The 25,490-nt window shown below is 60.8% G+C and carries 23 protein-coding genes and 3 tRNA genes; 7 read left to right on the top strand and 19 right to left on the bottom strand.

The features are described 5' to 3' along the window. Positions 1-92: 92 nt before the first annotated feature. Together nth and PGB28_RS13330 are read left to right on the top strand one after the other, a co-directional pair. Positions 93-737, top strand: coding sequence for an endonuclease III (nth, locus tag PGB28_RS13335; protein WP_271422010.1), 645 nt, complete (start codon positions 93-95; stop codon positions 735-737). Beyond that, on the top strand, positions 734-1,726 hold the full coding sequence (locus PGB28_RS13330; RefSeq protein ID WP_271422009.1) for an adenosine kinase: 993 nt from the start codon (positions 734-736) through the stop codon (positions 1,724-1,726). The genes nth and PGB28_RS13330 overlap by 4 nt, the downstream gene beginning before the upstream one ends. Position 1,727: 1 nt before the next feature. On the opposite strand, the gene PGB28_RS13325 is transcribed toward PGB28_RS13330, so the two are convergent. From PGB28_RS13325 to hisA, 4 genes are all read right to left on the bottom strand, one after another. Next, on the bottom strand, positions 1,728-2,045 hold the full coding sequence (locus PGB28_RS13325; RefSeq protein ID WP_271422008.1) for a phosphoribosyl-ATP diphosphatase: 318 nt from the start codon (positions 2,043-2,045) through the stop codon (positions 1,728-1,730). Then, positions 2,042-2,803: an imidazole glycerol phosphate synthase subunit HisF gene (gene hisF / locus PGB28_RS13320; RefSeq protein WP_271422007.1), complete on the bottom strand. Its 762-nt coding sequence runs from the start codon at positions 2,801-2,803 to the stop codon at positions 2,042-2,044. Before hisF ends, PGB28_RS13325 begins: the two co-directional genes overlap by 4 nt. Before the next feature lie 67 nt (positions 2,804-2,870). After that, the gene (locus PGB28_RS13315; RefSeq protein ID WP_271422006.1) at positions 2,871-3,218 is read right to left on the bottom strand and encodes a hypothetical protein; all 348 of its coding nucleotides are present in this window, start codon (positions 3,216-3,218) and stop codon (positions 2,871-2,873) included. A gap of 26 nt (positions 3,219-3,244) precedes the next feature. After that, on the bottom strand, positions 3,245-3,967 hold the full coding sequence (gene hisA / locus PGB28_RS13310; protein ID WP_271422005.1) for a 1-(5-phosphoribosyl)-5-[(5-phosphoribosylamino)methylideneamino]imidazole-4-carboxamide isomerase: 723 nt from the start codon (positions 3,965-3,967) through the stop codon (positions 3,245-3,247). A 136-nt stretch (positions 3,968-4,103) separates the two neighbouring features. Here hisA and PGB28_RS13305 point away from each other — a divergent pair, with 136 nt between their 5' ends. Together PGB28_RS13305 and PGB28_RS13300 are read left to right on the top strand one after the other, a co-directional pair. Continuing rightward, positions 4,104-4,490 carry a DUF2147 domain-containing protein gene (locus PGB28_RS13305; RefSeq protein WP_271422004.1) on the top strand — a complete coding sequence of 129 codons (387 nt, stop codon included), beginning with the start codon at positions 4,104-4,106 and terminating at the stop codon, positions 4,488-4,490. 54 nt (positions 4,491-4,544) lie between these two features. Then, on the top strand, positions 4,545-4,940 hold the full coding sequence (locus PGB28_RS13300; protein WP_271422003.1) for a DUF2147 domain-containing protein: 396 nt from the start codon (positions 4,545-4,547) through the stop codon (positions 4,938-4,940). Between the two features lie 15 nt (positions 4,941-4,955). Here PGB28_RS13300 and hisH read toward each other — a convergent pair whose 3' ends face one another. The 5 genes from hisH to PGB28_RS13275 form a co-directional block, all read right to left on the bottom strand. Next, positions 4,956-5,594: an imidazole glycerol phosphate synthase subunit HisH gene (gene hisH / locus PGB28_RS13295; protein ID WP_271422002.1), complete on the bottom strand. Its 639-nt coding sequence runs from the start codon at positions 5,592-5,594 to the stop codon at positions 4,956-4,958. 4 nt (positions 5,595-5,598) lie between these two features. Beyond that, entirely contained in the window at positions 5,599-6,186 is a 588-nt protein-coding gene (hisB, locus tag PGB28_RS13290) for an imidazoleglycerol-phosphate dehydratase HisB (protein ID WP_271422001.1), read from the bottom strand. Positions 6,187-6,287: 101 nt separating this feature from the next. Continuing rightward, positions 6,288-6,998, bottom strand: a complete 711-nt coding sequence (locus PGB28_RS13285; RefSeq protein ID WP_271422000.1) for a vWA domain-containing protein — start codon at positions 6,996-6,998, stop codon at positions 6,288-6,290. A gap of 74 nt (positions 6,999-7,072) precedes the next feature. After that, a tRNA-Gly gene (locus tag PGB28_RS13280) sits at positions 7,073-7,147 on the bottom strand. Between the two features lie 33 nt (positions 7,148-7,180). Continuing rightward, positions 7,181-7,255, bottom strand: a tRNA-Gly gene (locus PGB28_RS13275). Positions 7,256-7,522: 267 nt separating this feature from the next. On the opposite strand from PGB28_RS13275, the gene PGB28_RS13270 reads away from it, so the two are divergent. Further along, positions 7,523-8,308, top strand: a complete 786-nt coding sequence (locus PGB28_RS13270) for an SH3 domain-containing protein (RefSeq protein WP_271421999.1) — start codon at positions 7,523-7,525, stop codon at positions 8,306-8,308. Between the two features lie 69 nt (positions 8,309-8,377). Here the strand turns inward: PGB28_RS13270 and PGB28_RS13265 are convergent, their stop codons facing one another. Further along, positions 8,378-11,824 (bottom strand): pyruvate carboxylase, encoded by a 3,447-nt coding sequence (locus PGB28_RS13265; protein ID WP_271421998.1) that lies wholly within the window; start codon positions 11,822-11,824, stop codon positions 8,378-8,380. 107 nt (positions 11,825-11,931) lie between these two features. Beyond that, positions 11,932-12,813: a hypothetical protein gene (locus PGB28_RS13260; RefSeq protein WP_271421997.1), complete on the bottom strand. Its 882-nt coding sequence runs from the start codon at positions 12,811-12,813 to the stop codon at positions 11,932-11,934. A gap of 135 nt (positions 12,814-12,948) precedes the next feature. Between PGB28_RS13260 and PGB28_RS13255 the strand changes: the two genes are divergently transcribed. Continuing rightward, a tRNA-Thr gene (locus PGB28_RS13255) sits at positions 12,949-13,024 on the top strand. Positions 13,025-13,340: 316 nt separating this feature from the next. On the opposite strand, the gene PGB28_RS13250 is transcribed toward PGB28_RS13255, so the two are convergent. Next, positions 13,341-16,457, bottom strand: coding sequence for a valine--tRNA ligase (locus PGB28_RS13250; RefSeq protein WP_271421996.1), 3,117 nt, complete (start codon positions 16,455-16,457; stop codon positions 13,341-13,343). A 118-nt stretch (positions 16,458-16,575) separates the two neighbouring features. Between PGB28_RS13250 and PGB28_RS13245 the strand changes: the two genes are divergently transcribed. Continuing rightward, the gene (locus PGB28_RS13245) at positions 16,576-17,310 is read left to right on the top strand and encodes a DUF3592 domain-containing protein (RefSeq protein ID WP_271421995.1); all 735 of its coding nucleotides are present in this window, start codon (positions 16,576-16,578) and stop codon (positions 17,308-17,310) included. 30 nt (positions 17,311-17,340) lie between these two features. Here PGB28_RS13245 and PGB28_RS13240 read toward each other — a convergent pair whose 3' ends face one another. The 7 genes from PGB28_RS13240 to truB all read right to left on the bottom strand — a co-directional run bounded on the left by PGB28_RS13240 (position 17,341) and on the right by truB (position 25,441). Further along, the gene (locus PGB28_RS13240) at positions 17,341-18,390 is read right to left on the bottom strand and encodes an SH3 domain-containing protein (protein ID WP_271421994.1); all 1,050 of its coding nucleotides are present in this window, start codon (positions 18,388-18,390) and stop codon (positions 17,341-17,343) included. A 234-nt stretch (positions 18,391-18,624) separates the two neighbouring features. Beyond that, a complete protein-coding gene (gene pnp, locus PGB28_RS13235; RefSeq protein WP_271421993.1) occupies positions 18,625-20,757 on the bottom strand; it encodes a polyribonucleotide nucleotidyltransferase in 2,133 nt (710 codons plus the stop codon). A gap of 176 nt (positions 20,758-20,933) precedes the next feature. Further along, the gene (locus PGB28_RS13230) at positions 20,934-22,196 is read right to left on the bottom strand and encodes a SulP family inorganic anion transporter (RefSeq protein ID WP_271421992.1); all 1,263 of its coding nucleotides are present in this window, start codon (positions 22,194-22,196) and stop codon (positions 20,934-20,936) included. A 254-nt stretch (positions 22,197-22,450) separates the two neighbouring features. Beyond that, entirely contained in the window at positions 22,451-22,720 is a 270-nt protein-coding gene (rpsO, locus tag PGB28_RS13225; RefSeq protein ID WP_271421991.1) for a 30S ribosomal protein S15, read from the bottom strand. 148 nt (positions 22,721-22,868) lie between these two features. Then, positions 22,869-23,936 (bottom strand): calcium-binding protein, encoded by a 1,068-nt coding sequence (locus PGB28_RS13220; protein ID WP_271421990.1) that lies wholly within the window; start codon positions 23,934-23,936, stop codon positions 22,869-22,871. Positions 23,937-24,001: 65 nt separating this feature from the next. Next, the gene (locus PGB28_RS13215; RefSeq protein ID WP_271421989.1) at positions 24,002-24,529 is read right to left on the bottom strand and encodes a DUF1643 domain-containing protein; all 528 of its coding nucleotides are present in this window, start codon (positions 24,527-24,529) and stop codon (positions 24,002-24,004) included. 3 nt (positions 24,530-24,532) lie between these two features. Then, positions 24,533-25,441, bottom strand: coding sequence for a tRNA pseudouridine(55) synthase TruB (gene truB / locus PGB28_RS13210; RefSeq protein ID WP_271421988.1), 909 nt, complete (start codon positions 25,439-25,441; stop codon positions 24,533-24,535). Positions 25,442-25,490 lie beyond the last annotated feature (49 nt).

Below are 25,490 nucleotides of genomic sequence, written 5' to 3'. Positions count from 1 at the left end.
CAGTGCCTCCTTTGCCACGCAGGTTACGCCCTGGCCCCAAACCCTGCGACCCGAATGTTGCGCATGTTGGCGGGCCGGGGCATAGAGCGTGCATGGCCAAGCAGCTTGATTACCATACGATCCGCGAGATCTTTGACCGCTTCCGCGATGCGGACCCCGCCCCCAAGGGCGAGTTGGATCACGTCAACGCCTATACGCTTGTCGTAGCGGTTGCGCTGTCGGCTCAGGCAACCGATGCGGGCGTGAACAAGGCCACCAAAGAGTTGTTCAAAATCGCCGATACGCCGGAAAAGATGCTCGCGCTGGGCGAAGAGGGCGTCATCGAACACATCAAGACCATCGGGCTCTACCGTAACAAGGCCAAGAACGTGATCAAGCTGTCACGCATCCTTGTCGAGGAATACGGCGGCGAGGTGCCGAACAGCCGAGCGGCGCTGCAATCACTGCCGGGCGTCGGGCGCAAGACGGCCAACGTGGTGCTGAATATGTGGTGGCACTATCCGGCGCAGGCGGTGGACACCCATATCTTTCGCGTCGGCAACCGGACCGGCATCTGCCCGGGCAAGAATGTGGACGCAGTAGAGCGCGCAATAGAAGACAATATTCCCGTGGATTTCCAGCAGCATGCGCATCACTGGCTGATCCTGCATGGCCGCTATCACTGCAAGGCGCGCAAACCGATGTGCGGCACCTGCATCATCCGCGATCTCTGCCAATTCGAGGACAAGACCCTATGAAAACCTACCAACTCGTCGGAATTGGCAATGCGGTTGTCGATGTGATCACCCAGACCGATGACAGCTTTCTCGACCATATGGGCATCCAGAAGGGCATCATGCAGCTGATCGAGCGTGACCGCGCCGAGGTACTCTATGGCGCCATGGGGGAACGCAAACAGGCGGCGGGCGGCTCGGTGGCCAATACCATCGCCGGCGCGGGCAATCTGGGGATGCGCACCGCTTTCGTGGGCCGGGTGCATGACGACGCGCTGGGCCGGTTCTATGCCAAGGCGATGGAAGAAGTCGGCACGGCCTTTGTGAACCCGCCGGTGCCGGGCGGTGAATTGCCCACGTCGCGCTCGATGATCTTTGTCTCACCCGACGGTGAGCGCTCCATGAACACTTATCTGGGCATCTCAGCCGAGCTGGGCCCCGATGATGTGGACGAAGGCGTCGCCGCCAGCGCCGAGGTGGTGTTTCTCGAAGGCTACTTGTTTGACAAGGACAAGGGCAAAGAGGCCTTCAAACGCATGGCCCGCGCCTGTCGCGCGGCGGGCGGAAAGGCCGGGATCGCGATTTCCGATCCGTTCTGCGTGGAACGCCACCGCGCCGATTTTCTCGACCTGATCGAGAACGAGTTGGACTATGTGATCGGCAACGAGGCCGAGATCCGGTCGTTGTTTGAAAGCGATGATCTGGAGGACGCGCTGGCGCGCACGGCGGCAATCTGTTCGCTGGTCGCCTGCACCCGGTCCGGCGATGGCGTGACCATTGTCGCGGACGGCACGCGCACGGATGTGGGCGTGCAAAAGATCGTTCCCGTGGATGCCACCGGTGCGGGCGATGGCTTTGCCGCCGGTTTCCTCTATGGGCTTGCCCACGGGCGTGACATGGAAACCTGTGGACGCATGGGCTGTGCCGTGGCGGGCGAAGTGATCCGCCATGTCGGCCCTCGCGCGGAATCGGATTTGCAGCAGGTGTTCGAGGCGGCGGGACTGACTGACTAGATCAGTCCTTGCCGCGGGCCGCTTTCTCGGCAATGCCCGACAGGCCCTGACGCCGCGCCAGTTCTCCCAGCACGTCATCCAGCGCAACATCCCTTGCGGCCAGCATGACCAGAAGGTGATAAAGCACATCCGCGGCCTCATAAGTGAGGTTTTCGCGGTCGTTCTTGGCCGCGGCGATGATCGCCTCAATCGCCTCTTCCCCGAATTTCTCGGCGCATTTCTCTGGCCCCTTTGCCAAGAGCTTGGCGGTCCAGCTGCTGTCGGGATCCGCACCTTTGCGCGACGCGATCACCTGTTCCAGATCGTGCAGTACGCTCATGACAGCCTCATCGGGATACCGGCGTCGGCCATATGCTGCTTGGCCTCTGCGATGGTGTAGTCGCCAAAGTGAAAGATCGACGCCGCCAGCACCGCCGAGGCACCGCCTTTGGTCACGCCTTCGACAAGATGGTCAAGCGTGCCAACACCGCCCGAGGCAATGACGGGCACCGAAACGGCGTCCGAGATCGCGCGCGTCAGCGGCAGGTTGAACCCCGCGCGCGTGCCGTCGCGATCCATAGAGGTCAGCAGGATTTCCCCCGCGCCCTTCTCTGTCACCAGTTTTGCAAATTCCACCGCATCGATCCCGGTGGGCTTACGACCTCCATGGGTAAATATCTCCCATTTACCGGGGCTTACCGTCTTGGCGTCGATGGCGCAGACGATGCATTGGCTGCCGAACTGATCCGCCGCCTCGGCGATCACATCGGGGTTGGCGACGGCGGCAGAGTTGAAGCTCACCTTGTCAGCCCCCGCGAGCAGCAGGTTACGCACATCCCGCACAGTGCGCACGCCACCGCCCACCGTCAACGGGATAAAACACTGCTCCGCCGTACGCTGCACCACATCCATCATCACGCCGCGATTTTCGTGCGTGGCATGGATATCGAGGAAACACAGCTCATCCGCGCCAGCGGCATCATAGGCGCGGGCCGCATCCACCGGGTCGCCCGCGTCACGCAGATCGACGAAATTCACGCCCTTGACCACGCGCCCGTCGGCCACGTCGAGGCAGGGGATGATACGGGTCTTGAGCATGGGCGTCTCCTTTGCGCGTCGTATAGGAGACAGGCGCGCGCGGTGCAACGGTCACGCGCGCGCAGGCTCAGACCGGCGAGTTCTCTGATTTGACCGTCCAGTTCAGGATGAAACAGGCGATTGCCAGCACAGGCGCGACAAGCACATAGGTCAAAAGGATCAGACGGATCGCCGGGGCCGCAGCGTTGAACACTCCGGCCAGCCCAGCGCCCCCAATACAACCGCCATAGTCATAGTAGATCCCGCCGCCGCAGAGTAGTGCGGGCAGCAGGGCAAGGGTTACCAGAACCGAGGCGATCAAACCGCCATAAAACAGGATCTTGCGTGACAGCACATGTGCCTGATCCTTGGCCACAATCACCGCGACATAGGACGGCACGACAAGAAAGAACGACAGGAGAAAGTCATTGAGCATGGGAAAGCCCCCAAAAATAGCAGAACTTATCCTGCCATTATGGAAAGCGCTTCCTTGAGGTCAATGGCCCCGTCATAAAGCGCCCGGCCCGAGATCGCGCCATTGAGCGGTGCGCCACAGGCCTTGAGGGCGCGCAGATCATCCAGAGAGGACACACCGCCAGACGCGATCACTGGGATGGAGACCGCATTGGCCAGATCGGCCGTCGCCTCGATATTCGGGCCTTGCATCGCGCCGTCGCGGTTGATGTCGGTATAGATGATGGCCGCCACGCCCGCGTCCTCAAAGCTCTTGGCCAGATCGGTGACCATCACATCGGTCTCTTCGGCCCAACCCTTGGTGGCCACACGACCATTGCGCGCATCAATGCCAACAGCAACCTGCCCCGGAAAGGCCTTGGCCGCCTCGCGCACAAGTGCCGGGTTCTCTACTGCGACCGTGCCCAGGATCACGCGAGCCAGCCCTTTGGACAGCCAGCTTTCGATGGTGGCCATTTCACGGATGCCACCGCCCAACTGCGTGGGAACGGGTGTCGCGGCAAGGATCGCCTCGACCGCACCTGCATTCACCGGCGCGCCCGCAAAGGCACCGTTCAGATCGACCAGATGCAGCCATTCGCATCCTGCTTCAACGAATGCACGGGCCTGCGACGCAGGGTCTTCGTTGAAAACGGTCGCCTTATCCATGTCGCCACGCAGAAGCCGCACGGCATTGCCGTCCTTGAGGTCGATAGCCGGGTACAGGATCATACGATGATTAACCTTTTGCTGGAGTTGCGACGGCGTTTTGCACAAACCCCGGTGCTTTGCAACGGACCTCACGTCAATCTTGATCCGGGTGGGACATATCGCTCAGGATCGCGTTCACAAGACAGGGAGATGAGACATGAAAAGCCTGAAACTGGTCCTTGCCGGGCTTGCCTTGAGCGCAGGTGCCGCGCTGGCGGACCCGGTGCATGGTGTCTGGAAAACCGAAGTGGATGACGGGGCCTATGCCCATGTGACGATTGCGTCTTGCGGGGGTAAGATTTGCGGGACGATTTCGCGCACATTCGATTCCGGCGGCGAATACCAATCCAAGAACCTTGGAAAACAGATCATTCGCGGCATGGTTCCTCAGGGTGGCGGCAAATATGCCGGCCAGGTCTGGCGCCCGTCGAACAACAAGCTTTACAAGGGCAAGCTGAACCTCAGCGGAAATTCACTGAAAATGTCCGGCTGCGTCGCAGGCGGGCTTTTGTGCTCGTCACAGACTTGGCAACGCATTCAGTGATCCCCATTTATAAGGGGGCGTAAAGGAACGCCTGTTTTCTTGGGGAGTTCGGCCATGGGCCGTTTTCTTATTGTAACCGCGGCGTCCGTGGCCCTTTGGGCGGGCGCCGTTTCTGCTTCTGAACCTGTGACCGGTCTGTGGACCTCGCCGCCCGACCACAAGGGTCAGACCGGCGTGGTCGAGGTGGAACCCTGTGGCCCTGCCTATTGCGGCAAGCTGATCAAGGCATTTGATCCCAACGGCAAGCAGATCGTGACACCGAATGTGGGGCGACAACTGATCTGGGACATGAAGCCCCAGGGCGCGGGTAAATACGGCGATGGCCGCGCATATGTGCCGGTGTTTGGCGCCGATTTTCCCGCCAAAATGGAATTGCAGGGCAATACGCTAAAGGTCAGCGGATGCAAGGTCGGGCTGTGCAAATCGCAGGTCTGGACGCGCGTGCCCTAGCCGGTTCGGCCAGATTTACGGAGACCAGGTCAGGAAGTTTGCAATCATGCGCAAACCATTGGCTTGGCTCTTTTCCGGGTGGAACTGCATTCCGACCATCGTATCGCGCCCGATCACGGCCGTGACATCGCCGCCATAATCCACATGCGCCAGCCGCTCCGCAGGATTGTTCACGCGGAAATGGTAGGAATGCACGAAATAGGCATGTGCACCCGTCTCGATCCCGTCGAGCACCGGATGCGCATGATCAATCACCAGATCATTCCACCCCATATGCGGCACCTTGAGCGACGGGTCGGATGGCTCGATTTTCACCACCTCGCCGCTGATCCAGCCCAGACCTTCAGTATCCTCGTATTCGCGACCCCAGCTCGCCATGAGCTGCATGCCGACGCAAATCCCAAGGAACGGGCGGCCCTGAACCTCGACCGCGTGTTTCATCGCATCATAGATGCCGGAATGCCCTCTGAGCGCCTTTTGACAGGCTGGAAACGCCCCATCCCCGGGCAGAACGATCCGGTCGGCGCGGGCCACGACATCGGCGTCGCCCGTCACCACAACCTCACCCGCGCCCACTTCGGCGGCCATACGCTGAAACGCCTTTTCCGCCGAATGCAGATTGCCGGATTCGTAATCGATGATCGCGGTCAGCATGGGCCTACAATGCACCCTTGGTGGACGGGATCGCATCGGCTTTGCGCGGGTCGGTTTCGACGGCCTCGCGCAGCGCACGCGCCACGGCTTTAAAGGCCGCCTCAGCAATGTGATGGCTGTTCACGCCGTGCAACGCGTCCACATGCAGGGTGATGCCGCCATGGGTGGCGAGCGCCTGAAAGAATTCGCGCACCAGCTCGCAATCAAACGTGCCTATCTTCTGCGTCGGCAGGTCCGCATTCCAGACAAGGAAGGGCCGGGCCGACAGATCCAGCGCCGCCCGCACAAGCGCATCATCCATGGGCAGCAGGCACGCGCCATAGCGGCGAATGCCTGTCTTGTCGCCCAGCGCCTGAACCAGCGCCTGTCCAATGGCGATGCCGGTGTCTTCGACCGTATGGTGATCATCGATATGCAGGTCGCCGGTGGCCCGGATCGTCATGTCGATCAGCGAATGACGCGACAGTTGATCCAGCATGTGGTCGAAGAACCCTACACCGGTCTGGTTGTCATAGGCGCCGGTCCCATCCAGATCGAGCGTCACAGTAATGTCGGTTTCCGCGGTTTTGCGGGTCACGGTGGCTTTGCGCATCGGGGTCATCCTTTGGAGTCAGCGCCTTATAGGGGGCGATAGGCTCCGGGCCAAGAGGGCGGTCACGGATTCACATCCGCCCGTGCGCCCGGGAACACGGCTTAACCCGGAGTGACGGGCCGCCGGTACATGTCCTTGGAGAAAAGCGGACAGCCCAGCGTCTTGTGCATCGCGTCCACAAGCTCCTCAATCGACTCAGCGCCGATATACAGCCCCCCGGTCTGATCCGAGAGACATTGTACGGCAGCCGGCACCGCTTCGAAGTCAGGATTGGAATCGAAACCTTCGAAATTAAAATGCTCACCCCGGACCCTGAACCCGATCACATGGATGGTCAGTCCGGGAGCCTGCGAGGTGAGATGCGCCGCCAATTGGCAGGTGGCCCCGCCGCAGGTTTCCTTGCCATCGGTGACCAGAACAATTGTGGCCGGTTTGGTCCGCGCGTCCAGCGCATCGGCAGCATATTGCACCGCTTCGGTCAAAGCGGTGTTGCCATCCGGGGTCAGCGCGTCGATCTCGGCGATGATCTGATCCGCCGCATCCGGGCGAGGCGGCAAGCGAAGGTCCACATGGCTGCAAACCTCGGAATCGCCCGGCCCATAGACCACCAGTCCGACACGCCGGACCGGCGTGATATCCGGCAGCGCCTTGCGCATTGCGATGCGCGCCTCGGTGATGCGGGGATGGTCGAGCCCGTTATAGCCCATCTCGGCCATGGACCCCGACGCGTCGAACACCAGCATCGCGTCATCGGTGCAATTGCCATAGGCAAGCGAGGGGGCGAGGACGAAGGCGGCGAGAGAAAGGCGCATGATAGGCTCCGATGAATCCCGTACAGTATGCCAGAACGGCAGACTGAATGCATCGCGACCTTCGGAGAAGTGTTTGGAGCGGGCGAGGCGATTCGAACGCCCGACCCTAACCTTGGCAAGGTTATGCTCTACCCCTGAGCTACGCCCGCATCCGGTTCGGCCAAACTGGCCTGGGGTCCTATTGGAGCGGGCGAGGCGATTCGAACGCCCGACCCTAACCTTGGCAAGGTTATGCTCTACCCCTGAGCTACGCCCGCATTCCATTAGGTGCGAGCGATGTATAAAGAAGAGCGGGCCTCTGCAAGAGGAAATATCGCCTGAGCGCGCGAAATTCTGGCCGCTTTCCCGGTGGGGCATCACATGAACCGGGACCAAAAGCCGTCACAAGGCCCGGGGCTGGTCGGATAAATCGCAAGATCACAGTTGGAAGTCGCGCCCATGTCAGGCAGAAATTGATCTTAGGTGCGGCTACACGCAACCGCAAAACATTGGTGAGCATGTCAAACGAGACGTCAGCGTCGTCCATGGGCCCGGTTCTGTTTGTGGGACTGTCCGCGCTTGCGCTGGTGTCGCAGGGACAAGGCGAGGTCGAATTCGCCAACCCGGCCGTGACGATGAAGGAATTCAGCTTCGCCGAGCCACCCCCGGATGTGACCCATACGGTCCTCTACGCCGCGCCCGTCGCGGTCTCAGGCATCGCGCCCGGCCCGGCCCGAGACCCGGCGACCGAGGTGATCCTTGCGCGGGGTGCTGATGACAGTTTCGCGGCCCCGGCCCCGTCTGCAATTCCGCCCGTGCAAGCCAGCGCGCCCGAGACCCGCCAGAGCACTCAGATTACCGACGCGCCCAGTCTGGATACGACCGCCATTCCAGCCGGGCGAATATCGCAAAGCGGACCGGCCATTATACCGGGCCAGTTGCCAGATGAGACGCCGGGGGCGCTGGACGCCGTCGCGGAACCAAGTCTCGACCCCGCGGGCCCGACCCACCGGTTTGCCGCCCAAGAGACATGGATCGCGCCGGGCGCGCCGGGCGCGTTTTCCCGTATACCCCGCCCGGGCGTTGGCCCGGGTCCGCACTCTGCCCACCCGGACGAAATGACTGTAATTGCCGATCCAACCGCGAGACCGGCCATCGTGGACGGTGATTTTGTCAATCTGCGCACGCGCCCGGACAGCAACGGGGACACGATTGCTCAGTTCAATCGGGGCGAAGCGGCGCTTGTCACGCAAACCGTCGGGAACTGGGCGCGCGTCATGATTGGCGGAGAAACCGGCTGGATGTATCTGCGTTATTTGCAAGTCGAGTAGAGCGGCCGGGAAACGAAAAAGGGCCACGCCGCGAAGCGTAGCCCCTGTTTCCAGTTGTAACCGAATGCGTCACTCTGCTTCGAATTCCACCAGCAGGTCCTTGGCATCGATCTGCGCGCCGGGCTGCACATGCACGGCTTTGACCGTTCCGTCGTGTTCCGCGTGCAAACCGGTTTCCATCTTCATCGCCTCGATGGTGAGCAGCATGTCGCCCTCCTTGACCGCATCGCCCGCCTTGACCGCAACGCTCGCCACGACACCGGGCATCGGCGCACCAATGTGGTTGGCGTTGCCCGCCTCGGCCTTTGGACGCGCGGCGGTGACTGCCTTGGCCTTGCGATCCGGCACGCGGATGGTACGCGGCTGACCGTTCAGTTCAAAGAACACCCGCACTTCGCCGTCATCCTGCGTCTCGCCCACGGCGATCAGGCGGATTTCCAGCGTCTTGCCGGGATCGATCTCGGCGGTGATCTCTTCGCCCTGATCCATCCCGTAAAAGAAGGTACGCGTAGGCAGCGTGCGGACCGGGCCGTAAACCCGGTGACGGCCCATGTAATCAAGGAAGACCTTGGGATACATCAGGTACCCCGCCAGATCCTCGTCATCGACCTCCTTGCCTTCCATCTCGGCAATCACCTTGGCACGGACCTCTTCCAGATCGACCGGCTTGAGATGTTTGCCCGGACGCTCTGTATTGGGTTTCTCGTCCTTCAGCACCTTTTTCACGATGGTATCGGGGAAACCGCCCGGAGGCTGACCCAGATTGCCGCGCATCATGTCGATCACCGAATCCGGGAAGGCCACGTCAGTCTTGGGGTTTTCCACATCGGCGCGCGTGAGCCCCTGCGACACCATCATCAGCGCCATATCACCAACAACCTTGGAGGACGGCGTGACCTTTACGATGTCACCGAACATCTGGTTCACATCCGCATAGGTCTGGGCCACTTCGTGCCAACGCTCCTCAAGCCCAAGCGAGCGCGCCTGTGCCTTGAGGTTGGTGAACTGCCCGCCCGGCATTTCGTGCAGGTAGACCTCGGAGGCCGGGGCCTGAAGACCGGATTCGAATGCCGCGTATTGGCCGCGCACCGCTTCCCAGTAGTTGGAGATTTCGCGGATCGCGGAAATATCCAGCCCTGTGTCCCGCTCGGTATGGCGCAGCGCCTCTACGATGGAACCCAGCGTCGGTTGGGAGGTATTGCCGGACAGCGCGTCCATGGCCCCGTCCACTGCATCGACCCCTGCCTCGGCCGCGGCCATGATCGTGGCGATCGCCGCGCCAGAGGTATCGTGCGTGTGGAAATGGATGGGCAGGCCCACCTCTTCCTTGAGCGCCTTGATCAGCGCCCCCGCCGAAGAAGCCTTGAGCAGCCCCGCCATGTCCTTGAGCCCCAGAACATGAGCCCCCGCATCGCGCAGGTCCTTGCCCATCTGGACATAGTATTTCAGGTCATATTTGGCGCGGTCCGGGTCAAGGATATCGCCGGTGTAGCAAATCGTGCCTTCACAGACCTTGTTCGCCTCGATCACCGCGTCCATCGCGACGCGCATGTTCTCGACCCAGTTCAGGCTGTCAAAGACGCGGAACACATCGACGCCGGTTTCCGCCGCCTGTTTGACAAAGAACTGCACCACATTGTCGGGATAGTTGGTGTAGCCCACGCCGTTTGAGGCGCGCAGCAGCATCTGGGTCATGACGTTGGGCATGCGTGCGCGCAGATCGCGGAGGCGTTGCCACGGGCATTCCTGCAAAAAGCGATAGGCCACGTCGAAAGTCGCGCCGCCCCAGCATTCAACGCTGAAAAGTTGCGGCAGGTTGGCGGCGTAGCTGGGTGCCACCTTGATCATGTCGATCGAGCGCATCCGCGTGGCCAGAAGCGACTGGTGCCCGTCGCGCATGGCCGTGTCGGTGATCAACAGCTTTTTCTGTGCGGACATCCAGTCGGCCACCGCCTGCGGGCCTTTTTCGTCCAACAGCGTCTTGGTCCCCGGCGCAGGTTCCGCGCGCTGTTTCGGCGGCTTGGCCGGTTTCAGATCGGGGTGCGGCATGGGCCGGCCCTGTACCTCGGGATGACCGTTCACGGTGATATCCGCGATATAGGTCAGAACCTTGGTGCCCCGGTCACGACGTTTCGGGAACTGGAACAGTTCCGGCGTCTCGTCGATGAACTTGGTGGTGTACTGGTTGTTGCGGAAGGTCGGGTGCTTGAGCAGGTTTTCCACAAACGCGATATTGGTGGACACCCCGCGCACCCGGAATTCGCGCAGCGCCCGGTCCATCCGCGCGATGGCCTTTTCCGGTGTCGGCGCCCAGGCGGTCACCTTGGTCAGGAGCGAATCGTAATAGCGCGTGATCACCCCGCCCGCATAGGCCGTGCCACCATCAAGGCGGATACCCATCCCGGTGGCGGACCGATACGCGGTGATGCGACCATAATCGGGGATGAAATTGTTCTGTGGGTCCTCGGTCGTCACCCGTGTCTGCAGAGCGTGGCCATTCAGGCGGATGTCATACTGGGACGCTTTGCCCGTGGCCTCGGCCAGCGATTTGCCCTCGGCGATCAGGATCTGCGCCTGAACGATGTCGATGCCGGTGACTTCCTCGGTCACGGTATGTTCGACCTGAACGCGCGGATTGACCTCGATGAAATAGAACTTGCCGGTTTCCATATCCATCAGAAACTCGACCGTACCCGCGCATTCGTAATTCACATGTGCCGTGATTTTGCGGCCCAGCTCACAAAGCTCTTCGCGCTGCGCCTCGGACAGGTAGGGCGCGGGCGCGCGTTCCACGACCTTTTGGTTGCGGCGCTGGACTGAGCAATCGCGCTCATACAGGTGATAAATGCTGCCCTGCTTGTCACCAAGGATCTGCACTTCGACGTGCCGCGCTCGGATGATCATCTTTTCCAGATAACCTTCGCCATTGCCAAAGGCGGCTTCCGCCTCGCGACGGCCCTCCAGCACCTTGTCCTTGAGCTCCTCCGGTCCGTTGATCGGGCGCATGCCGCGCCCGCCGCCACCCCAGGACGCCTTGAGCATCAGCGGATAGCCGATTTCGGCGGCCTCCTTGGTGATCGCGTCGAAATCATCACCCAACACTTCCGTCGCCGGGATCACAGGCACGCCCGCCGCAATCGCCACCTTGCGCGCCGATGCCTTGTCGCCCAGCGCCCGCATGGTTTCCGCCTTGGGACCGATAAAGGTGATGCCGTTCGCCGCGCAGGCATCCACGAAATCAGGGTTCTCGGACAGAAGACCATAGCCCGGGTGGATCGCATCCGCGCCGCTTTCCTTGGCCACACGGATGATCTCGTCAATCGACAGATAGGCTTGAACCGGCCCCAGCCCCTCGCCAATGCGATAGGCTTCATCGGCCTTGAACCGGTGCAGGCCCAGCTTGTCCTCTTCGGCATAGACCGCGACAGTTTTCTTCCCCATCTCGTTGGCGGCCCGCATGATACGGATTGCAATCTCGCCCCGGTTGGCGATGAGGATTTTATTGAAGTCGGACATATCGTGTCTTCCGTCTATTACATTTGGCGATGGGATACGCATTCGGGCGCGTTGGGTAAACTCGTATGACTGGGTATGCCGGATCGACGCACCCCGGCGCCGGCGAACTACGGCAAAATGAGAGTCACATTGGACATGTTAGCGATAACATCAACATCCTGCTCATACAACTCTGTCAGGACATCGACGTAGTCGTCGTCCCAGCCGGGGAGGTCGAGCTCTTCTTCGACGGCATCATCAAGCGCAAATTTGTCCAGAAAGGCGATCATCACCCGGCGTTTTTGCTTCTCGGTCATGACAGGATGCGACGCAAGGTAGCTCCGGAACCGTTTCATTCCCTCATCCGACATGATCTGCGCCAGCAAATCAAACGCACCGGAAATCTTGCGACCTGACGGCAACCCCGCCATGGCGCGCACGATTTCCCCCCAGATCAGCGGGCTGTCTTCATTGCACCAGACGGTTATCGGCAACCCGGGATTGACCGCGTGAATGCGTTCGATCAATTCCGACCACCGCAGATACGCCGGATCAGAGCCGTTGAGAAACGCCGACACATCCTCATGCGGTGTCTTTTCAAACACAGCCGGGACCCATGTGGCCGGGTTTCGGATCGCAAGAAAGAGCTCCAGTTCATCCTGACGAAACAGCCTGCGCAGGCTGGCAATCCGATCCTCCGAGCGCGGATAGAAACGGTCAGAGGCCAGCGCAATCTTGGGCACGGAAAACAGGTTCTCATGGCTCAGGATCAGACGATTGATCTTGTCCGGATCATCATTGCAGATGGCATCCAGCACGATATCCCGCGCCTGATCTGCCGGTGGTCCCTTGCTCAGGGCGTTAAGCGCACCGCTGATCAATTGCCGGTATTTGCCCGGGCCGGGAATCGAGGTTCCCTGTTTGCGAAAGTCATCCGCATTGCGCAACAGGCACTTCAACAGCCGATCCTCATCGGTCGCATGCGCCCCAGCATGTATGACGATTTTCATCCCGGCATGTCCAAGTGTTTGACGTTGCGCGCACTATAAAGCGGGGACCCGGAGGTTAAAGCATCAATCTCCGTGCAAAGAGGCGTGAAAATTGACTTGCGACGGACCGCAGTTGCAATTAGAGGATTGCCGCGTGCCCCTATAGCTCAGCTGGTAGAGCAACTGATTTGTAATCAGTAGGTCCGCGGTTCGAGTCCGTGTGGGGGCACCACCTCTTCTGCCAATGCTTTGTTTCGCTTCAGCTTCCCGCATTCATCCGGGACAGTAGTGCTTATCTGACACCAATGCGTCGCGCGGCCTTGTTTCGCTCAAGCTTCATCCGGATCGCCGAGGGTCGGGTCAGGCGTTCAGCCGGTCATCGAGACGATGCGGGCCACCTGGACGGACCCGAAACAACCAGATGCCCCGGCCCCCAAATCGCGCACGGCGTCGGCTGGCCGATCTTGCGCAGCAGGAGGAGCGCAAGATTTGCGATCTTGTTTCCCCCTGCGTGGCGGCCCGGAGCGACTGAGCGCGCCGCCCGACGATTACAGCTCGGACAGACGCTGCAGCGCCTCTTTCAGCTTCGCCTCTTCTTCTTCACGCTCGGCAAGGTTGGCGCGGGTTTCCTCGACCACCTCTTCGGGCGCGCTTTCGACAAATTTCGGGTTCTTGAGCCGCCCGCGCAGCCCACCCAATTCCTTGGCCAGCTTGCCCAGAGTTTTCTCAAGCCGCGCCTTTTCCTCGTCCACGTCGATGATGTCCGCCAGCGGCAGACCAAAGGTCGCCCCGCCCACCGGGATCGTGGCGCAGCCCTTGGGGAAATCATCCACCTTGGTCAGCGAGTCGATCCGCGCCAGCCGCTTGATCAGCGTCTCGTTGCGGTCCCAGGCGGCCTGACCCAGATCATCGATCTGTGTCACCAGCATCGGCACATGCAGACCCGCCGGCACATGCATCTGCGCGCGCACGGAGCGGGTGTTCTCGATCACCGAAATGACCCAGTTCATCTCACGATCCGCCTCTGCATCCACCAGATCGCCGCCATAAGTCGGCCAATCCGCATGCACGAGCATTTTTTGCCGCTCGGCCAAGGTGCCCCAAAGCTCCTCGGTGATGAACGGCATGATCGGGTGCAGCAGGATCAGGCATTGGTCAATGACCCATCCCATGACCTTCTGCGTTTCGGCCTTGGTCGCGTCGTCCCCGTCCAGAAGGAGTGGCTTGGAGAACTCCACATACCAGTCACAGACCTTGCCCCAGACAAAGGCATACAGCGCCTGCGCCGCGTCGTTGAAACGGAAGTCGGCCAGCGCCGCGTCCACCACTTCGCGCACGCGGGCGGTCTCACCAATGATCCATGTGTTCACAGAGGCTGTGGCCTCGGGGATTGTGCCATCGCTGCCCACAGCGCCGTTCATCTCGGCAAAGCGGGCGGCATTCCAGAGCTTGGTGCCGAAATTGCGGTAGCCGGCGATGCGCTGCATATCGAGTTTGAGCACACCACCCAGCGACGCCATCGCCGCATTGGTGAAACGCAGCGCGTCCGCGCCGTATTCGTCGATGATCTCCAGCGGGTCGATCACGTTGCCGGTGGATTTCGACATCTTCTTGCCCTTGGCATCACGCACAAGGCCATGCAGGTAAACCGTGTCAAACGGGATCTGATCCACGACCGCCAGCTGCATCATCATCATCCGCGCGACCCAGAAGAACAGGATGTCCTGCCCGGTGATGAGCGTAGAGGTGGGGAAGTATTTCTGCAGCGCGTCCGTGTCCTCGGGCCAGCCCAGCGTGCCGATGGGCCAGAGACCGGAGGAGAACCATGTATCGAGCACGTCGGGGTCGCGCCAGACCGGGTAAACCAGCTTGGTCGGGTCCTGGCTGGCCTCGTATTCCGCGAGGCTGACAGCCAGCGTATGGACCGCTGCATCGCGATCCGCCACCTCGATCACCCGTGAATGATTCAGCGGCGTCGGCAACCCTCCCAGCACATCGGCAAACTGCCCTTGCACCGTTGCGAAATCGGCCGCGCAATGATGACGCTCGTCACCGCGCAATAGGTTCTGTGCATGCAGCAGCCTGCCCATCTCGACCAGATCGAGCGCGCCGTCGCCCTCGTCATCGCGGAAACCGCTCGCATCAAGGTCGAACCCATACCAAACCGGAATCTGATGCCCCCACCACAACTGACGAGAGATGCACCAGGGCTCGATATTCTCCAGCCAGTGGTAATAGGTTTTCTCGCCCGACTCCGGCAGTATTTTCACCGTACCATCGCGCACCGCGTCCAGCGCCGGGCCCACGATCTTATCGGTGTCCACAAACCACTGATCGGTCAGCATCGGCTCGATAACCACTTTGGAGCGGTCGCCAAAGGGCTGCATGATCGGTTTGTTCTCGACCATGGGCACAGCAGCTTCGATCTCGTTGCCGTCTTCGTCCTTTTGCACCTCGGTCGTCATCACGGCAAGACCCTCATCGGTGATCTGCTTGACCACCCGCTCCCGCGCCTCGAACCGGTCCAGACCGCGCAAATCATCCGGCACCAGATTGACCGCATCCGCCTCGGCCTCGGTCAGTTCCCGCTCGCCCTGCGCCACCTCCATGGCAATGCCCGCCGCCTCGGCATAAGGCGCGCCGTCGTCACGCATATGGCCCTTGGTGTCCATCAGGCGATACATCGGGATGCCGCCGCGTTTGGCGACCTGGTAGTCGTTGAAATCATGTGCGCCAGTGATCTTCACCGCGCCTGAGCCGAATTCGGGATCGGGGTATTCATCAGTGATAATCGGGATCAACCGGCGATGCTCTTTTGGCCCCACCGGAATTTCGCAGAGCTTGCCCACGATAGGCGCGTAACGCTCGTCCGAGGGATGCACCGCAACCGCGCCGTCGCCCAGCATCGTCTCGGGCCGGGTCGTGGCGATGGAGATGTAATCCCGCGTCTCGCGCAGGGTGACATTCCCGTCTTCGTCCTTCTCGACGTATTCATAGGTCGCGCCCCCGGCGAGCGGGTATTTGAAGTGCCACATATGGCCCGCCACTTCGATATTCTCGACCTCCAGATCGGAAATCGCCGTCTCGAAATGCGGGTCCCAGTTCACCAGCCGCTTGCCGCGATAGATGTAGCCCTTTTCATACATGTCCACGAAGACCTTGATCACCGCATCGTGGAAATTGCCCTCTTCGCCCTCGGGCGCGCCTTCGGCCCCGGACATGGTAAATGCCGTGCGGTCCCAGTCACAGGACGCACCAAGGCGCTTCAACTGGTTGATGATGGTGCCGCCCGATTGCGCCTTCCAGTCCCAGACCTTCTCAAGGAATTTCTCGCGCCCCAATTCGCGGCGCGAGGGCTGTTGCTCTTCGGCCAGCTTGCGTTCCACCACCATCTGCGTAGCGATGCCCGCATGGTCAGTGCCCGGCTGCCAGAGCGTGTCAAACCCCTGCATGCGTTTCCAGCGGATAAGGATATCCTGCAGCGTGTTGTTGAAGGCATGGCCCATATGCAGAACGCCGGTCACATTGGGCGGCGGGATCATGATGCAGTAGGAGGATGCGCCGTCGCGGGCATTCGCGCCTGCGCGGAAGGCTCCTACCTTTTCCCACGCTTCGTAAATCGCCTGTTCACGTGCCTGTGCGTCGAATGTCTTGTCCAGTGCCATGGGTTATCCCGCTGTCCGTCTTTGCGTCCGGGCCGGTCTAGCGAATGTGGGGGCGAAGGGGAAGCGGGTAAGGCATTCCGGCCTTGATCACGCGCCCCCGGGCCGCAATCATGAGGTCATGACAAAGATTGCAACAGATTCTCCCGTATCGCTCTGGCGGTTGTTCTTCCGGATGGGGGGATGGCTGGTGTTTGTCTTCCTACTGCCTTTGATCGTTCTGACCGTGATCAGCCACTCCCAGCTAAAACTGGCCGAGCGGTTCGAGACCGAGGGGCGCGAAACCGTGGCGACGGTGACGGGGAAATACTACCGCGAAAGCACCGACAGTGATGGCGACAGGACAATCACCTATTACCTGAACCTGAAATTCGTCACAGATGCCGGCGAAACGGTGGAAATCTCGCGCTCTGTCGGGCGGGCCAGCTATAATGCCGCGCAGGACGGCGACGAAATGCCGATCTGGTATCTTGAAAGCGAACCCGACCAGACCGAATTGCAACGGGGCGAGACGCGCACCGGATCACGCGTGGCACAGATCATCGGGCTGGTTTTTGGTCTGCTCACCTTGGGCGCGCTTTGGTTCACGGGCGGTCGCGCGGTCGCCGCCATGCGTGCACGTAAATACGGCGCTGAGGAACCCGCCACGGTGACCGGCCACGAGCGCACCGCGATGCGCGTCAACAACAAACCACGCTACCGCCTGACATGGCGCGAAAAGAACGGCCGCAAGGGCAAGAGCATGATGCACAAGCTCGACGATATCGAAGCGTTCCCGGTCGGGTCCGAGATCACCGTCTATCAGGGCATCAAGCGCGCGTGGTGGTCGGGCGATGTGGGGCGGCGGTCGCAATAACTGGCCGCCGCCAAGGCGCGGCATCCGCCGTCACTCGATCCCGATAATCACGTTATACGTCTCTTGCGCGTTGCCGCGATTGATGACTTCGACAACGTGATCGCCCGATTGCCAAAGCTCACCCCGATACTCCTGCGCCGCTGTCATCTGATCCAGAAGAAAGGAATTGCCGGGATTGAAAATCTGGTAATACATGTCGCTGCTGTCGCTGGCGACCCGCACATAGAGGTTCTGTCGGGTATTCGCGCCAATCATGTAGCGGCGTGACTCGCCGGGCATCAGAGATCCTGTCAGTTCCGCCCCGCTGGTGCCGGGTGCAAAACGGACACGCTCGGTGCTTGTTCCGTCGCTGGAGCCGCCCGGCGCTGCGGCATAGGCGGGCGAATTGCTGCCTTCAATCAGGAAATCCGCAGCGGCCCATCCCTCATATCCCGGATCGGCAAGGGTTGCGACACGGCACCAACTGCGCCCCTCGGCGCTGCGACATCCGAGATTTCTGAGATTTTGCCCATTGGACAGTCGCGTGACGACACTGGCACTGGCCGACGGGGCAGATCGCAGGTTCAGACCGCCGCCCCCGGAGGTTGCCACCTGATAGAAATCAGGCCCGCCCTGATTGCCATCGGCATAGTCGGGTTGTGGCATCGCTGCATTGCCACCTTCGATGCTGACATAGAGCGCGTAGTTGGATATTTCATCGCGTCGCGCGGCCGAGCGCATCATGTAGACGGACACGCTGTATTCACCGTCGGTCGGCAAGACACCGTCAAAGTAGTTGACGTCGGGAACCATCGGACCCGTCAACTGCGCGTTCACCAAAGCCTGATCCCCGGGGCCACGGCCTGGCTCGTAAACGTTGAAATAGGTGGCAAGGTTGGACGGCTCAAGCCGGATCTTCATGCGCTGTCCGGCGCTGGCCCCGATCTTGTAGACCACGCTCTCATAACCCTGGATCGTGTCTGAAATCGTCGCGCCGCTTGTTCCGGACTGGAACCGCACGGTTTCCGTGCGCATGTCCTGCGCCATCGCGGACGCAGCAAGCGCGAGTGGGACAACGGCAATTGCGAGTTTTCTGATCATTGAAATGTCCATTCTTTGACTCGATGAATTATTAAAAGAACCGACTTGTCACCTACTGGTCGGCGCGTTCGCGACAACATCTGTAAAATTAATATTCGGATGACGGCGGCAAAACCGACCCAAGAAATCATAGCGCAACACCTCGTCCTGACAAGTTTCTGAAACGCAGCGGCCACCAAAGCAAAAGCCCCGGCGTTTCCACCGGGGCTTTCGGTTTTCTCGCAAGTTTCGGGCTTAGCCCTCGGCTTCCTCTTTCTTTGCTTCTTCGCCGGTCTCCTGATCGACGACTTTCATCGACAGGCGAACCTTGCCGCGATCATCAAAGCCCAGCAGTTTGACCCAGACTTCCTGACCTTCCTTGAGCACATCCGAGGGATGGTTCAGGCGGCGGTTTTCGATCTGGGACACATGCACCAGACCGTCACGCTTACCGAAGAAGTTCACAAAGGCACCGAAATCGACGATCTTGACGACCTTGCCTTTGTAAATCTGGCCTTCTTCCGGCTCGGCCACGATCGAATGGATCATGTCATAGGCTTTCTTGATCGACTCGCCGTCGGGCGACGCGATCTTGATGATGCCTTCGTCGTTGATGTCGACCTTGGCGCCGGACACTTCGACGATCTCGCGGATGACCTTACCGCCGGAACCGATCACTTCACGGATCTTGTCTGTGGGGATCTGCATGGTCTCGATGCGCGGGGCGTGGATCGAGAATTCCGCAGCACCGTCCAGCGCCTTGTTCATCTCACCCAGGATATGCATCCGGCCGTCTTTGGCCTGCGCCAGCGCCTTGGACATGATTTCCGGCGTGATGCCCGCAACCTTGATGTCCATCTGCAGCGAGGTGATGCCGTTCTCGGTACCCGCAACCTTGAAGTCCATGTCACCGAGGTGATCTTCGTCGCCGAGGATGTCGGTCAGGATCGCGTATTCACCATCGTCTTCAAGGATCAGGCCCATGGCCACACCGGCCACCGCGTTCTTGAGCGGAACGCCAGCGTCCATCATTGACAACGACCCACCACAGACCGACGCCATCGAGGACGAGCCGTTGGATTCGGTGATCTCGGACACGATGCGCACGGTGTAGGGGAAATCGGTCGGGGCAGGCAGAACGGCTTGCAGCGCGCGCCATGCCAGTTTGCCGTGACCAATCTCGCGGCGGCCCGGAGGGCCCACGCGACCCGCTTCGCCGACCGAGTAGGGCGGGAAGTTATAGTGCAGCAGGAAGTTGGATTTGAAATTCCCATGCAGCGCGTCGATGAATTGTTCATCGTCACCGGTGCCCAGCGTAGTCACGACCAGACCCTGGGTTTCGCCCCGGGTGAAGAGCGCCGAACCATGGGTCCGGGGCAGCAGGCCGGTTTCGCAAACGATCTGGCGCACCTGATCCAATGCACGGCCGTCGATCCGCTTGCCTTCTTTCACGACCGAACCGCGCAGGACAGTGGATTCGAGCTTTTTCAGTGCGGAGCCAAGGTTGGCATCTTCCTGCTGTTCCTCGGTCAGGGCAGCGATGATCGCCTCTTTGGCGGCGCCAACGGCAGCGGTGCGTTCCTGCTTGTCGAGGATCGCGTAAGCGGCGCGCATCTGCTCTTCGCCCGCGGCTTTGACAGCCTCATAGAGCTCCGAGTACTCCGGCGGCTGGAAGTCGAACGGTTCTTTCGCCGCTTCTTCGGCCAGCGAAATGATCAGGTCGATCACCGGCTGGATCTGCTCATGAGCAAAGGTCACGGCACCCAGCATTTCCTCTTCGGTCAGCTCGTAGGCTTCCGATTCCACCATCATCACGGCGTCTTTGGTGCCCGCGACAACGAGGTCCAGACGCTGCTCGGGGTTGAGGCGCAGGTCCTGCATATCCTCGACCTCGGGGTTGAGGATGTATTCGCCATCGACGTAACCCACACGGCAGCCCGCGATCGGACCCATGAAGGGCGCGCCGGAAATGGTCAGCGCGGCGGAGGCGGCGATCATCGCGACGATGTCGGGATCATTGACCAGATCGTGGCTGAGCACGGTGCACATCACCAGCACTTCATGCTTGAAGCCCGGCACGAAAAGCGGGCGGATCGGACGGTCGATCAGACGCGCGGTCAGCGTTTCTTTCTCGGTCGGGCGCGCCTCGCGCTTGAAGAAGCCACCCGGAACCTTACCGGCGGCATAGTATTTTTCCTGATAGTGGACGGTCAGGGGAAAGAAGTCCTGACCCGGCTTGGGTTGCTTGGCAAAAGTCACGTTGGCCATAACGCTGGTTTCACCAAGGGTGGCGATGACCGAGCCATCCGCCTGACGGGCAACCTTGCCCGTTTCCAGTGTGAGCGTCTCCTCGCCCCACTGCATGCTTTTCTTCGAAATGTTGAACATTTGCGTATCCTGTATGGGGCGCTCCCAGGCGTATCCCGGGTCCCCGATTGATTGGCGGCCCCATTGCCGCCGACCCCTCCATCGTATCCATGCGCCGGGGTCAGAGCGTCACGTCTCAGATGCGGGGGCCATACAGGTTTTTGAACGGTTTGGAAAGGATGGAGTTCTACGCGCTTTCACCTGTCCGGCGCATGCCAATCCGGCGGCGGAACGTTTCTCCTGCGCAAGCGCAGCGCCAACCCGACCGCAACGCCCACCGAAATGGCAACCGTGAGATCGACCAACACCGTCAACCCCATGGTCAGGCACAACAGGACCACGTCTGACCGTCGCCCCGCGAGATAGAGCCGCCATTTGTCCGGCTCGCTCATGTTCCATGCCGTCAGGATCAGAAGACCGGCCAGCGCGGGCATCGCGAGGTATCCGGCCAGTGGAGCCGCCAGCAACATCACCGCGAGGATCACCAACGCGTGGACGATCCCGGCCACTGGCGTCCTGCCACCGGCCCGCACATTGGTTGCCGTGCGTGCAATTGCACCCGTTGCGGGCAAACCCATGAACAACGATGACCCGATATTGGCCGCGCCTTGGGCCAGCATTTCGGCATTCGGCCGGTGCCGTCCCCCGAACATCCGGTCGGCGACCAGTGCCGACAACAGGGACTCGATCCCGGCCAGAAAGGCGATGACCAAGGCCGACGGCAGAAGCTCGACGATCCGCGCGCCGCTGAATTCGGGCAACCGCGGCAACGGAAGCCGGTCGGGCAACGCGCCGAAACGGCTGTGGATCGTGTCAACCTGAAGGTCGGCAATCGCCGCGATCAGCGAGGTCATGCCAACCGCCACGATCAGCCCGGGGAACCTTGGGAAAAGCCGCCGCAGGACGACAATCAGCACCATCGTCCCCAACCCGATAACAAGACCGGCCCCGTTGACCGATGCACGCGCTTGCCACAGGGCGTCCAGTTTGGGCAGGAATTCGGAAGGTAACGCAGCGATGCTCAGTCCGAACAGGTCCTTGACCTGGCTGGCGGCAATGATCAATGCGATGCCGATTGTGAACCCATTGATGACTGGCTCGGGTACATATTCAATCAGGCTTCCGGCACGCAAAAACCCCGCCAGCATCAGCATCAAGCCTGCCATGAATGTCGCCAGAACCAACCCATCGAAACCGTGCGCCGCAATAACGCCGGCAACGACGACGATGAATGCCCCTGTCGGCCCGCCAATCTGAACCCGGCTTCCACCCAGCGCCGAAATCAGGAACCCGGCGACAATCGCCGTGACAAGACCGGTTGCCGGATCGGCCCCCGACGCAATCGCGATCGCGAGGCTGAGCGGCAGCGCCACCATGGCAACCGTTGTCCCCGCCAATGCATCGGCGATGAATTGTGTCCGGTTATATCCTGGCAACGTTGTCAGCAATTTGGGTTTCATGGTCGCGTCCGGGGCGGTTTCAAACAGGCGTACCCAACTCGTCGCGCCCTGAACCCGGAAAGTCAAAGCTATTCCCCCGGGGACGCATTGCCCACGCTGGCCGATACTGCAAACGCGTTCCAAATCCAGAGCGCCATCGCCACGGGCAAGCCATTTCCAGTCACAAATGGCGGTTGCAGATTCAATGCCTGAAAACAAAAAACGCCCGCTCCCTGAGGAGCGGGCGTTGCCGATCCAGACGGACCGCAAAACCTTTAGCGGCGGATACCGAGGCGTTTGATGAGGTCCTGGTAACGAGCCTCTTCTTTTGCCTTGAGATAGTCCAGAAGTTTCCGGCGCTGCGCGACAAGCTTCAGGAGGCCACGACGGGAGTGGTTGTCCTTTTTGTGGGTCTTGAAGTGCTCGGTCAGCGTGGAAATGCGGGAGGTCAGGATTGCAACCTGGACTTCCGGCGAACCGGTGTCGCCGTCCTTGGTCGCAAATTCTTTCATCACGCGGGCTTTTTCTTCTGCAGTGATCGACATCGGGGTCTCCTTTCGGATTAAGGGTTATGGCGCAAGCCGGGATGTCGTCCAGCAAGGCCCGTGGAGAAAACCCATTGCAATGTCACTCGCAACGGATGCGCGCGTATAGAAGAGAATCCTGAAAAAGAAAAGACCTGTCTGCGCCGGTTCACGCGGCTGGTGGAAAGGCGTCTTCCCAAACTGCCGCCTCAGCCGCCGAGATGAGGGAAATATCCGCCTCGCTCAGATCATCGGCACCCCGGATCGATGCAACCCGTTCACCATCGACTTCCATATGCGTGAGGTCAGGGTCATTTTCATCAGGCACCAAAGCGATATTCGCATTTGCCGGAACGCTGTCGAACACCACCAGCAATTCATCTTCACCGCCGGTGAAATCGATCAAACTCACCGTTTCCGCGCCATTGCCATAAAGGACGATCTGATCCGCGCCCTGTCCGCCGGTCACGATATCGCCGTTCCCGGCAAGGATCGTGTCATCGCCGTCATTGCCGTTCAGGTAATCCGCTTCGTCCGCGTCCACCCCATGGGCATTTCGTTCCGTGCCATCCAACAGGTCATTACCGCTACCGCCAAACAGCGAATCGGCGCCCATACCGCCCTGCAACAGGTCGTCATCGTGACCGCCCAGGACACCGTCATTCCCGTCCTGCCCGCAAAGCGTATCCGCCCCCGTGCCGTCCTGCAGGACATCATCACCCGCGCCGCCCATCACCAGGTCATTGCCAACATGGCCCCAAAGTTCGTCGTCGCCATCATCGCCGCTCAGCGTGTCGTTGCCGTCCTCGCCATGCAGCGTGTCGTCATCGTTTCCGCCGGAGACCTGATCATCACCGTCTCCGGCCCAGATCCAGTCCTCACCATCCTCGCCGGACAGATCGTCCGCCCCGCCGGCCCCATCAATCGCGTCGCTTCCTGCACCACCCCGAATTGTACTGTCCGCATCGGTTCCAGCCAGCGTGTCGTTCCCATCGCTGCCAGTCACTTCGTCTCCGGACACGGAGACCGAACCGGGCTGCACCATATCCGCGGGCGTATCAGGATCGGGGTAAGCATCACCGGGATCGGCATCGGGTTCGATCATGCCCTCGACAGCCGTCTCTTCGTCCAAGCGGTCATTCCCCTCTCCGCTCTCATCCTGGGCATCCCCAAAATCCCCGATCCACATGACCGAGCCAACGGCAGCCAATCCAACCAAGCCAGCAAGCAACAACATATCTCACACCCTTTTACCCACCCTGAAGGTGCGCGCATCGCCGCGTCGACGCAAATCCTTTCTGATCAATTGGTTAACGCGCTTGGTGACCACGGCTCCGGCCGATTGGCATAGGACACGTAAAGCGGATGCCGGGGAAGGCCGTGCCGGGTCAGGCCCAGAACATGCAATGAATGGCCTGCGCCATTCAGCAAAGACATCACCGTTTGGTCGCGCCCCTGATGGCGACCATGCACTCCCCATGCGGCAAGTATGCAATCCGCCTCGCCGCAAGCTTGAATGAGCGTCGCATCATTCTCCGGCCCGACGGGCTCAACGGCGGCACGCAGGTCCGCAGGATCTGTCGCGCGAAAGGCAAACAGGTTCACCACATCCAACCCGCCATAGCCCAAAAGTTCAGCACGTTTCTGGCAGCGCGCGATGGTCGGGTCGTTTTTCCTTTCGCACGCCTTGGACGGGTTGAGCATGATATAGAGCAGACGTCCACGGTTGGCGTCCCATGTACGGGTCAGCCGGTAGCGATAGGTCCCGCACTCGGAAAACACGGCTTCGGACCGGCAATCCCCATCATCATGCGAACGGACGTCAAGCATCGCTCAGGACAGCACGAAAACGCGCGAGGGCTGAAGCGTCCCGCCACGATACTCCCCCACCGCCACCGGCACGCCATTGTGGCTGACCCAGGCCGTGTCGCCGAATTCCACGTCGCTGCCGATGACCTCTGCCGCGTTGCCATTGCGCAAACGGGTGGCCGCAATCTCCGAGCAGCGCAGTTCCGGCAGATCCTGCAACCCCTCTTCCAAGGGGCGCAGCAGCGCGTCGATCTCGGGCGATTTGGCCAGCGCCTCGACCTGGTCCAGCGTGACCGCACCTTCCAGATCAAACGGCCCGGACCACAGGCGGCGCAACGTAACCACGTGGCCAAGACAGCCCAACGCCTCTCCAAGATCACGCGCGATGGACCGGACATACCCGCCCTTGCCACAGGTCATCTCAAAAACGGCATGATCGATATCCGGCACATCAATCAGCAGCAATTCCTCGACCCAGAGCGGGCGCGGTTCAATCTCTACATCTTCGCCATCGCGGGCCAATTTATAGGCGCGCTCACCGTCGATCTTGACCGCCGAGAACTTGGGCGGAACCTGTTGAATATCGCCGACGAACTGGCCCAGCGCGGCTTTGATCTCGTCCTCGGACGGGCGCGTGTCGCGCGTGGCAATCACCTCACCCTCGGCATCGTCGGTATTTGTCGCCTGCCCCCAGCGCACGGTAAACTCATAGGCTTTGAGCGCGTCGGTCACATAGGGCACCGTCTTGGTCGCCTCGCCCAGCGCCACGGCCAGAAGCCCGGTCGCATCGGGGTCCAGAGTGCCAGCATGGCCCGCTTTCTTTGCGTCAAAGGCCCAGCGCACCTTGTTCACCACGGCGGTCGAGGTCAGGCCCGCAGGCTTGTCCATCACAAGCCACCCGGAAATGTCACGCCCCTTGCGTCTGCGTCCCATGCCAATCCTCGATGTATCCAGAGAGCGGCGACCTACCCAAAGCCTGCGG

The sequence above is a fragment of the Primorskyibacter aestuariivivens genome (genome assembly GCF_028023675.1).
Lineage (GTDB): Bacteria > Pseudomonadota > Alphaproteobacteria > Rhodobacterales > Rhodobacteraceae > Marinovum > Marinovum aestuariivivens.
The sequence above is the reverse complement of the archived record's forward strand: the minus strand, read 5'-3'. Positions and strand labels throughout refer to the sequence as shown.

What these genes read in the sequence shown, in the direction of transcription:
- PGB28_RS13250 (WP_271421996.1), bottom strand. Translation starts at nt 16,457, where the DNA reads ATGGCACTGGACAAGACATTCGACGCACAGGCACGTGAACAGGCGATT.
- nth (WP_271422010.1), top strand. Translation starts at nt 93, where the DNA reads ATGGCCAAGCAGCTTGATTACCATACGATCCGCGAGATCTTTGACCGC.
- hisB (WP_271422001.1), bottom strand. Translation starts at nt 6,186, where the DNA reads ATGCGCAAAGCCACCGTGACCCGCAAAACCGCGGAAACCGACATTACT.
- PGB28_RS13300 (WP_271422003.1), top strand. Translation starts at nt 4,545, where the DNA reads ATGGGCCGTTTTCTTATTGTAACCGCGGCGTCCGTGGCCCTTTGGGCG.
- PGB28_RS13305 (WP_271422004.1), top strand. Translation starts at nt 4,104, where the DNA reads ATGAAAAGCCTGAAACTGGTCCTTGCCGGGCTTGCCTTGAGCGCAGGT.
- pnp (WP_271421993.1), bottom strand. Translation starts at nt 20,757, where the DNA reads ATGTTCAACATTTCGAAGAAAAGCATGCAGTGGGGCGAGGAGACGCTC.
- PGB28_RS13315 (WP_271422006.1), bottom strand. Translation starts at nt 3,218, where the DNA reads ATGCTCAATGACTTTCTCCTGTCGTTCTTTCTTGTCGTGCCGTCCTAT.
- PGB28_RS13285 (WP_271422000.1), bottom strand. Translation starts at nt 6,998, where the DNA reads ATGCGCCTTTCTCTCGCCGCCTTCGTCCTCGCCCCCTCGCTTGCCTAT.
- truB (WP_271421988.1), bottom strand. Translation starts at nt 25,441, where the DNA reads ATGGGACGCAGACGCAAGGGGCGTGACATTTCCGGGTGGCTTGTGATG.
- hisA (WP_271422005.1), bottom strand. Translation starts at nt 3,967, where the DNA reads ATGATCCTGTACCCGGCTATCGACCTCAAGGACGGCAATGCCGTGCGG.
- PGB28_RS13245 (WP_271421995.1), top strand. Translation starts at nt 16,576, where the DNA reads ATGACAAAGATTGCAACAGATTCTCCCGTATCGCTCTGGCGGTTGTTC.
- PGB28_RS13325 (WP_271422008.1), bottom strand. Translation starts at nt 2,045, where the DNA reads ATGAGCGTACTGCACGATCTGGAACAGGTGATCGCGTCGCGCAAAGGT.
- PGB28_RS13215 (WP_271421989.1), bottom strand. Translation starts at nt 24,529, where the DNA reads ATGCTTGACGTCCGTTCGCATGATGATGGGGATTGCCGGTCCGAAGCC.
- PGB28_RS13220 (WP_271421990.1), bottom strand. Translation starts at nt 23,936, where the DNA reads ATGTTGTTGCTTGCTGGCTTGGTTGGATTGGCTGCCGTTGGCTCGGTC.
- rpsO (WP_271421991.1), bottom strand. Translation starts at nt 22,720, where the DNA reads ATGTCGATCACTGCAGAAGAAAAAGCCCGCGTGATGAAAGAATTTGCG.
- PGB28_RS13265 (WP_271421998.1), bottom strand. Translation starts at nt 11,824, where the DNA reads ATGTCCGACTTCAATAAAATCCTCATCGCCAACCGGGGCGAGATTGCA.
- hisH (WP_271422002.1), bottom strand. Translation starts at nt 5,594, where the DNA reads ATGCTGACCGCGATCATCGATTACGAATCCGGCAATCTGCATTCGGCG.
- PGB28_RS13330 (WP_271422009.1), top strand. Translation starts at nt 734, where the DNA reads ATGAAAACCTACCAACTCGTCGGAATTGGCAATGCGGTTGTCGATGTG.
- PGB28_RS13270 (WP_271421999.1), top strand. Translation starts at nt 7,523, where the DNA reads ATGGGCCCGGTTCTGTTTGTGGGACTGTCCGCGCTTGCGCTGGTGTCG.
- PGB28_RS13260 (WP_271421997.1), bottom strand. Translation starts at nt 12,813, where the DNA reads ATGAAAATCGTCATACATGCTGGGGCGCATGCGACCGATGAGGATCGG.
- PGB28_RS13240 (WP_271421994.1), bottom strand. Translation starts at nt 18,390, where the DNA reads ATGATCAGAAAACTCGCAATTGCCGTTGTCCCACTCGCGCTTGCTGCG.
- PGB28_RS13230 (WP_271421992.1), bottom strand. Translation starts at nt 22,196, where the DNA reads ATGAAACCCAAATTGCTGACAACGTTGCCAGGATATAACCGGACACAA.
- hisF (WP_271422007.1), bottom strand. Translation starts at nt 2,803, where the DNA reads ATGCTCAAGACCCGTATCATCCCCTGCCTCGACGTGGCCGACGGGCGC.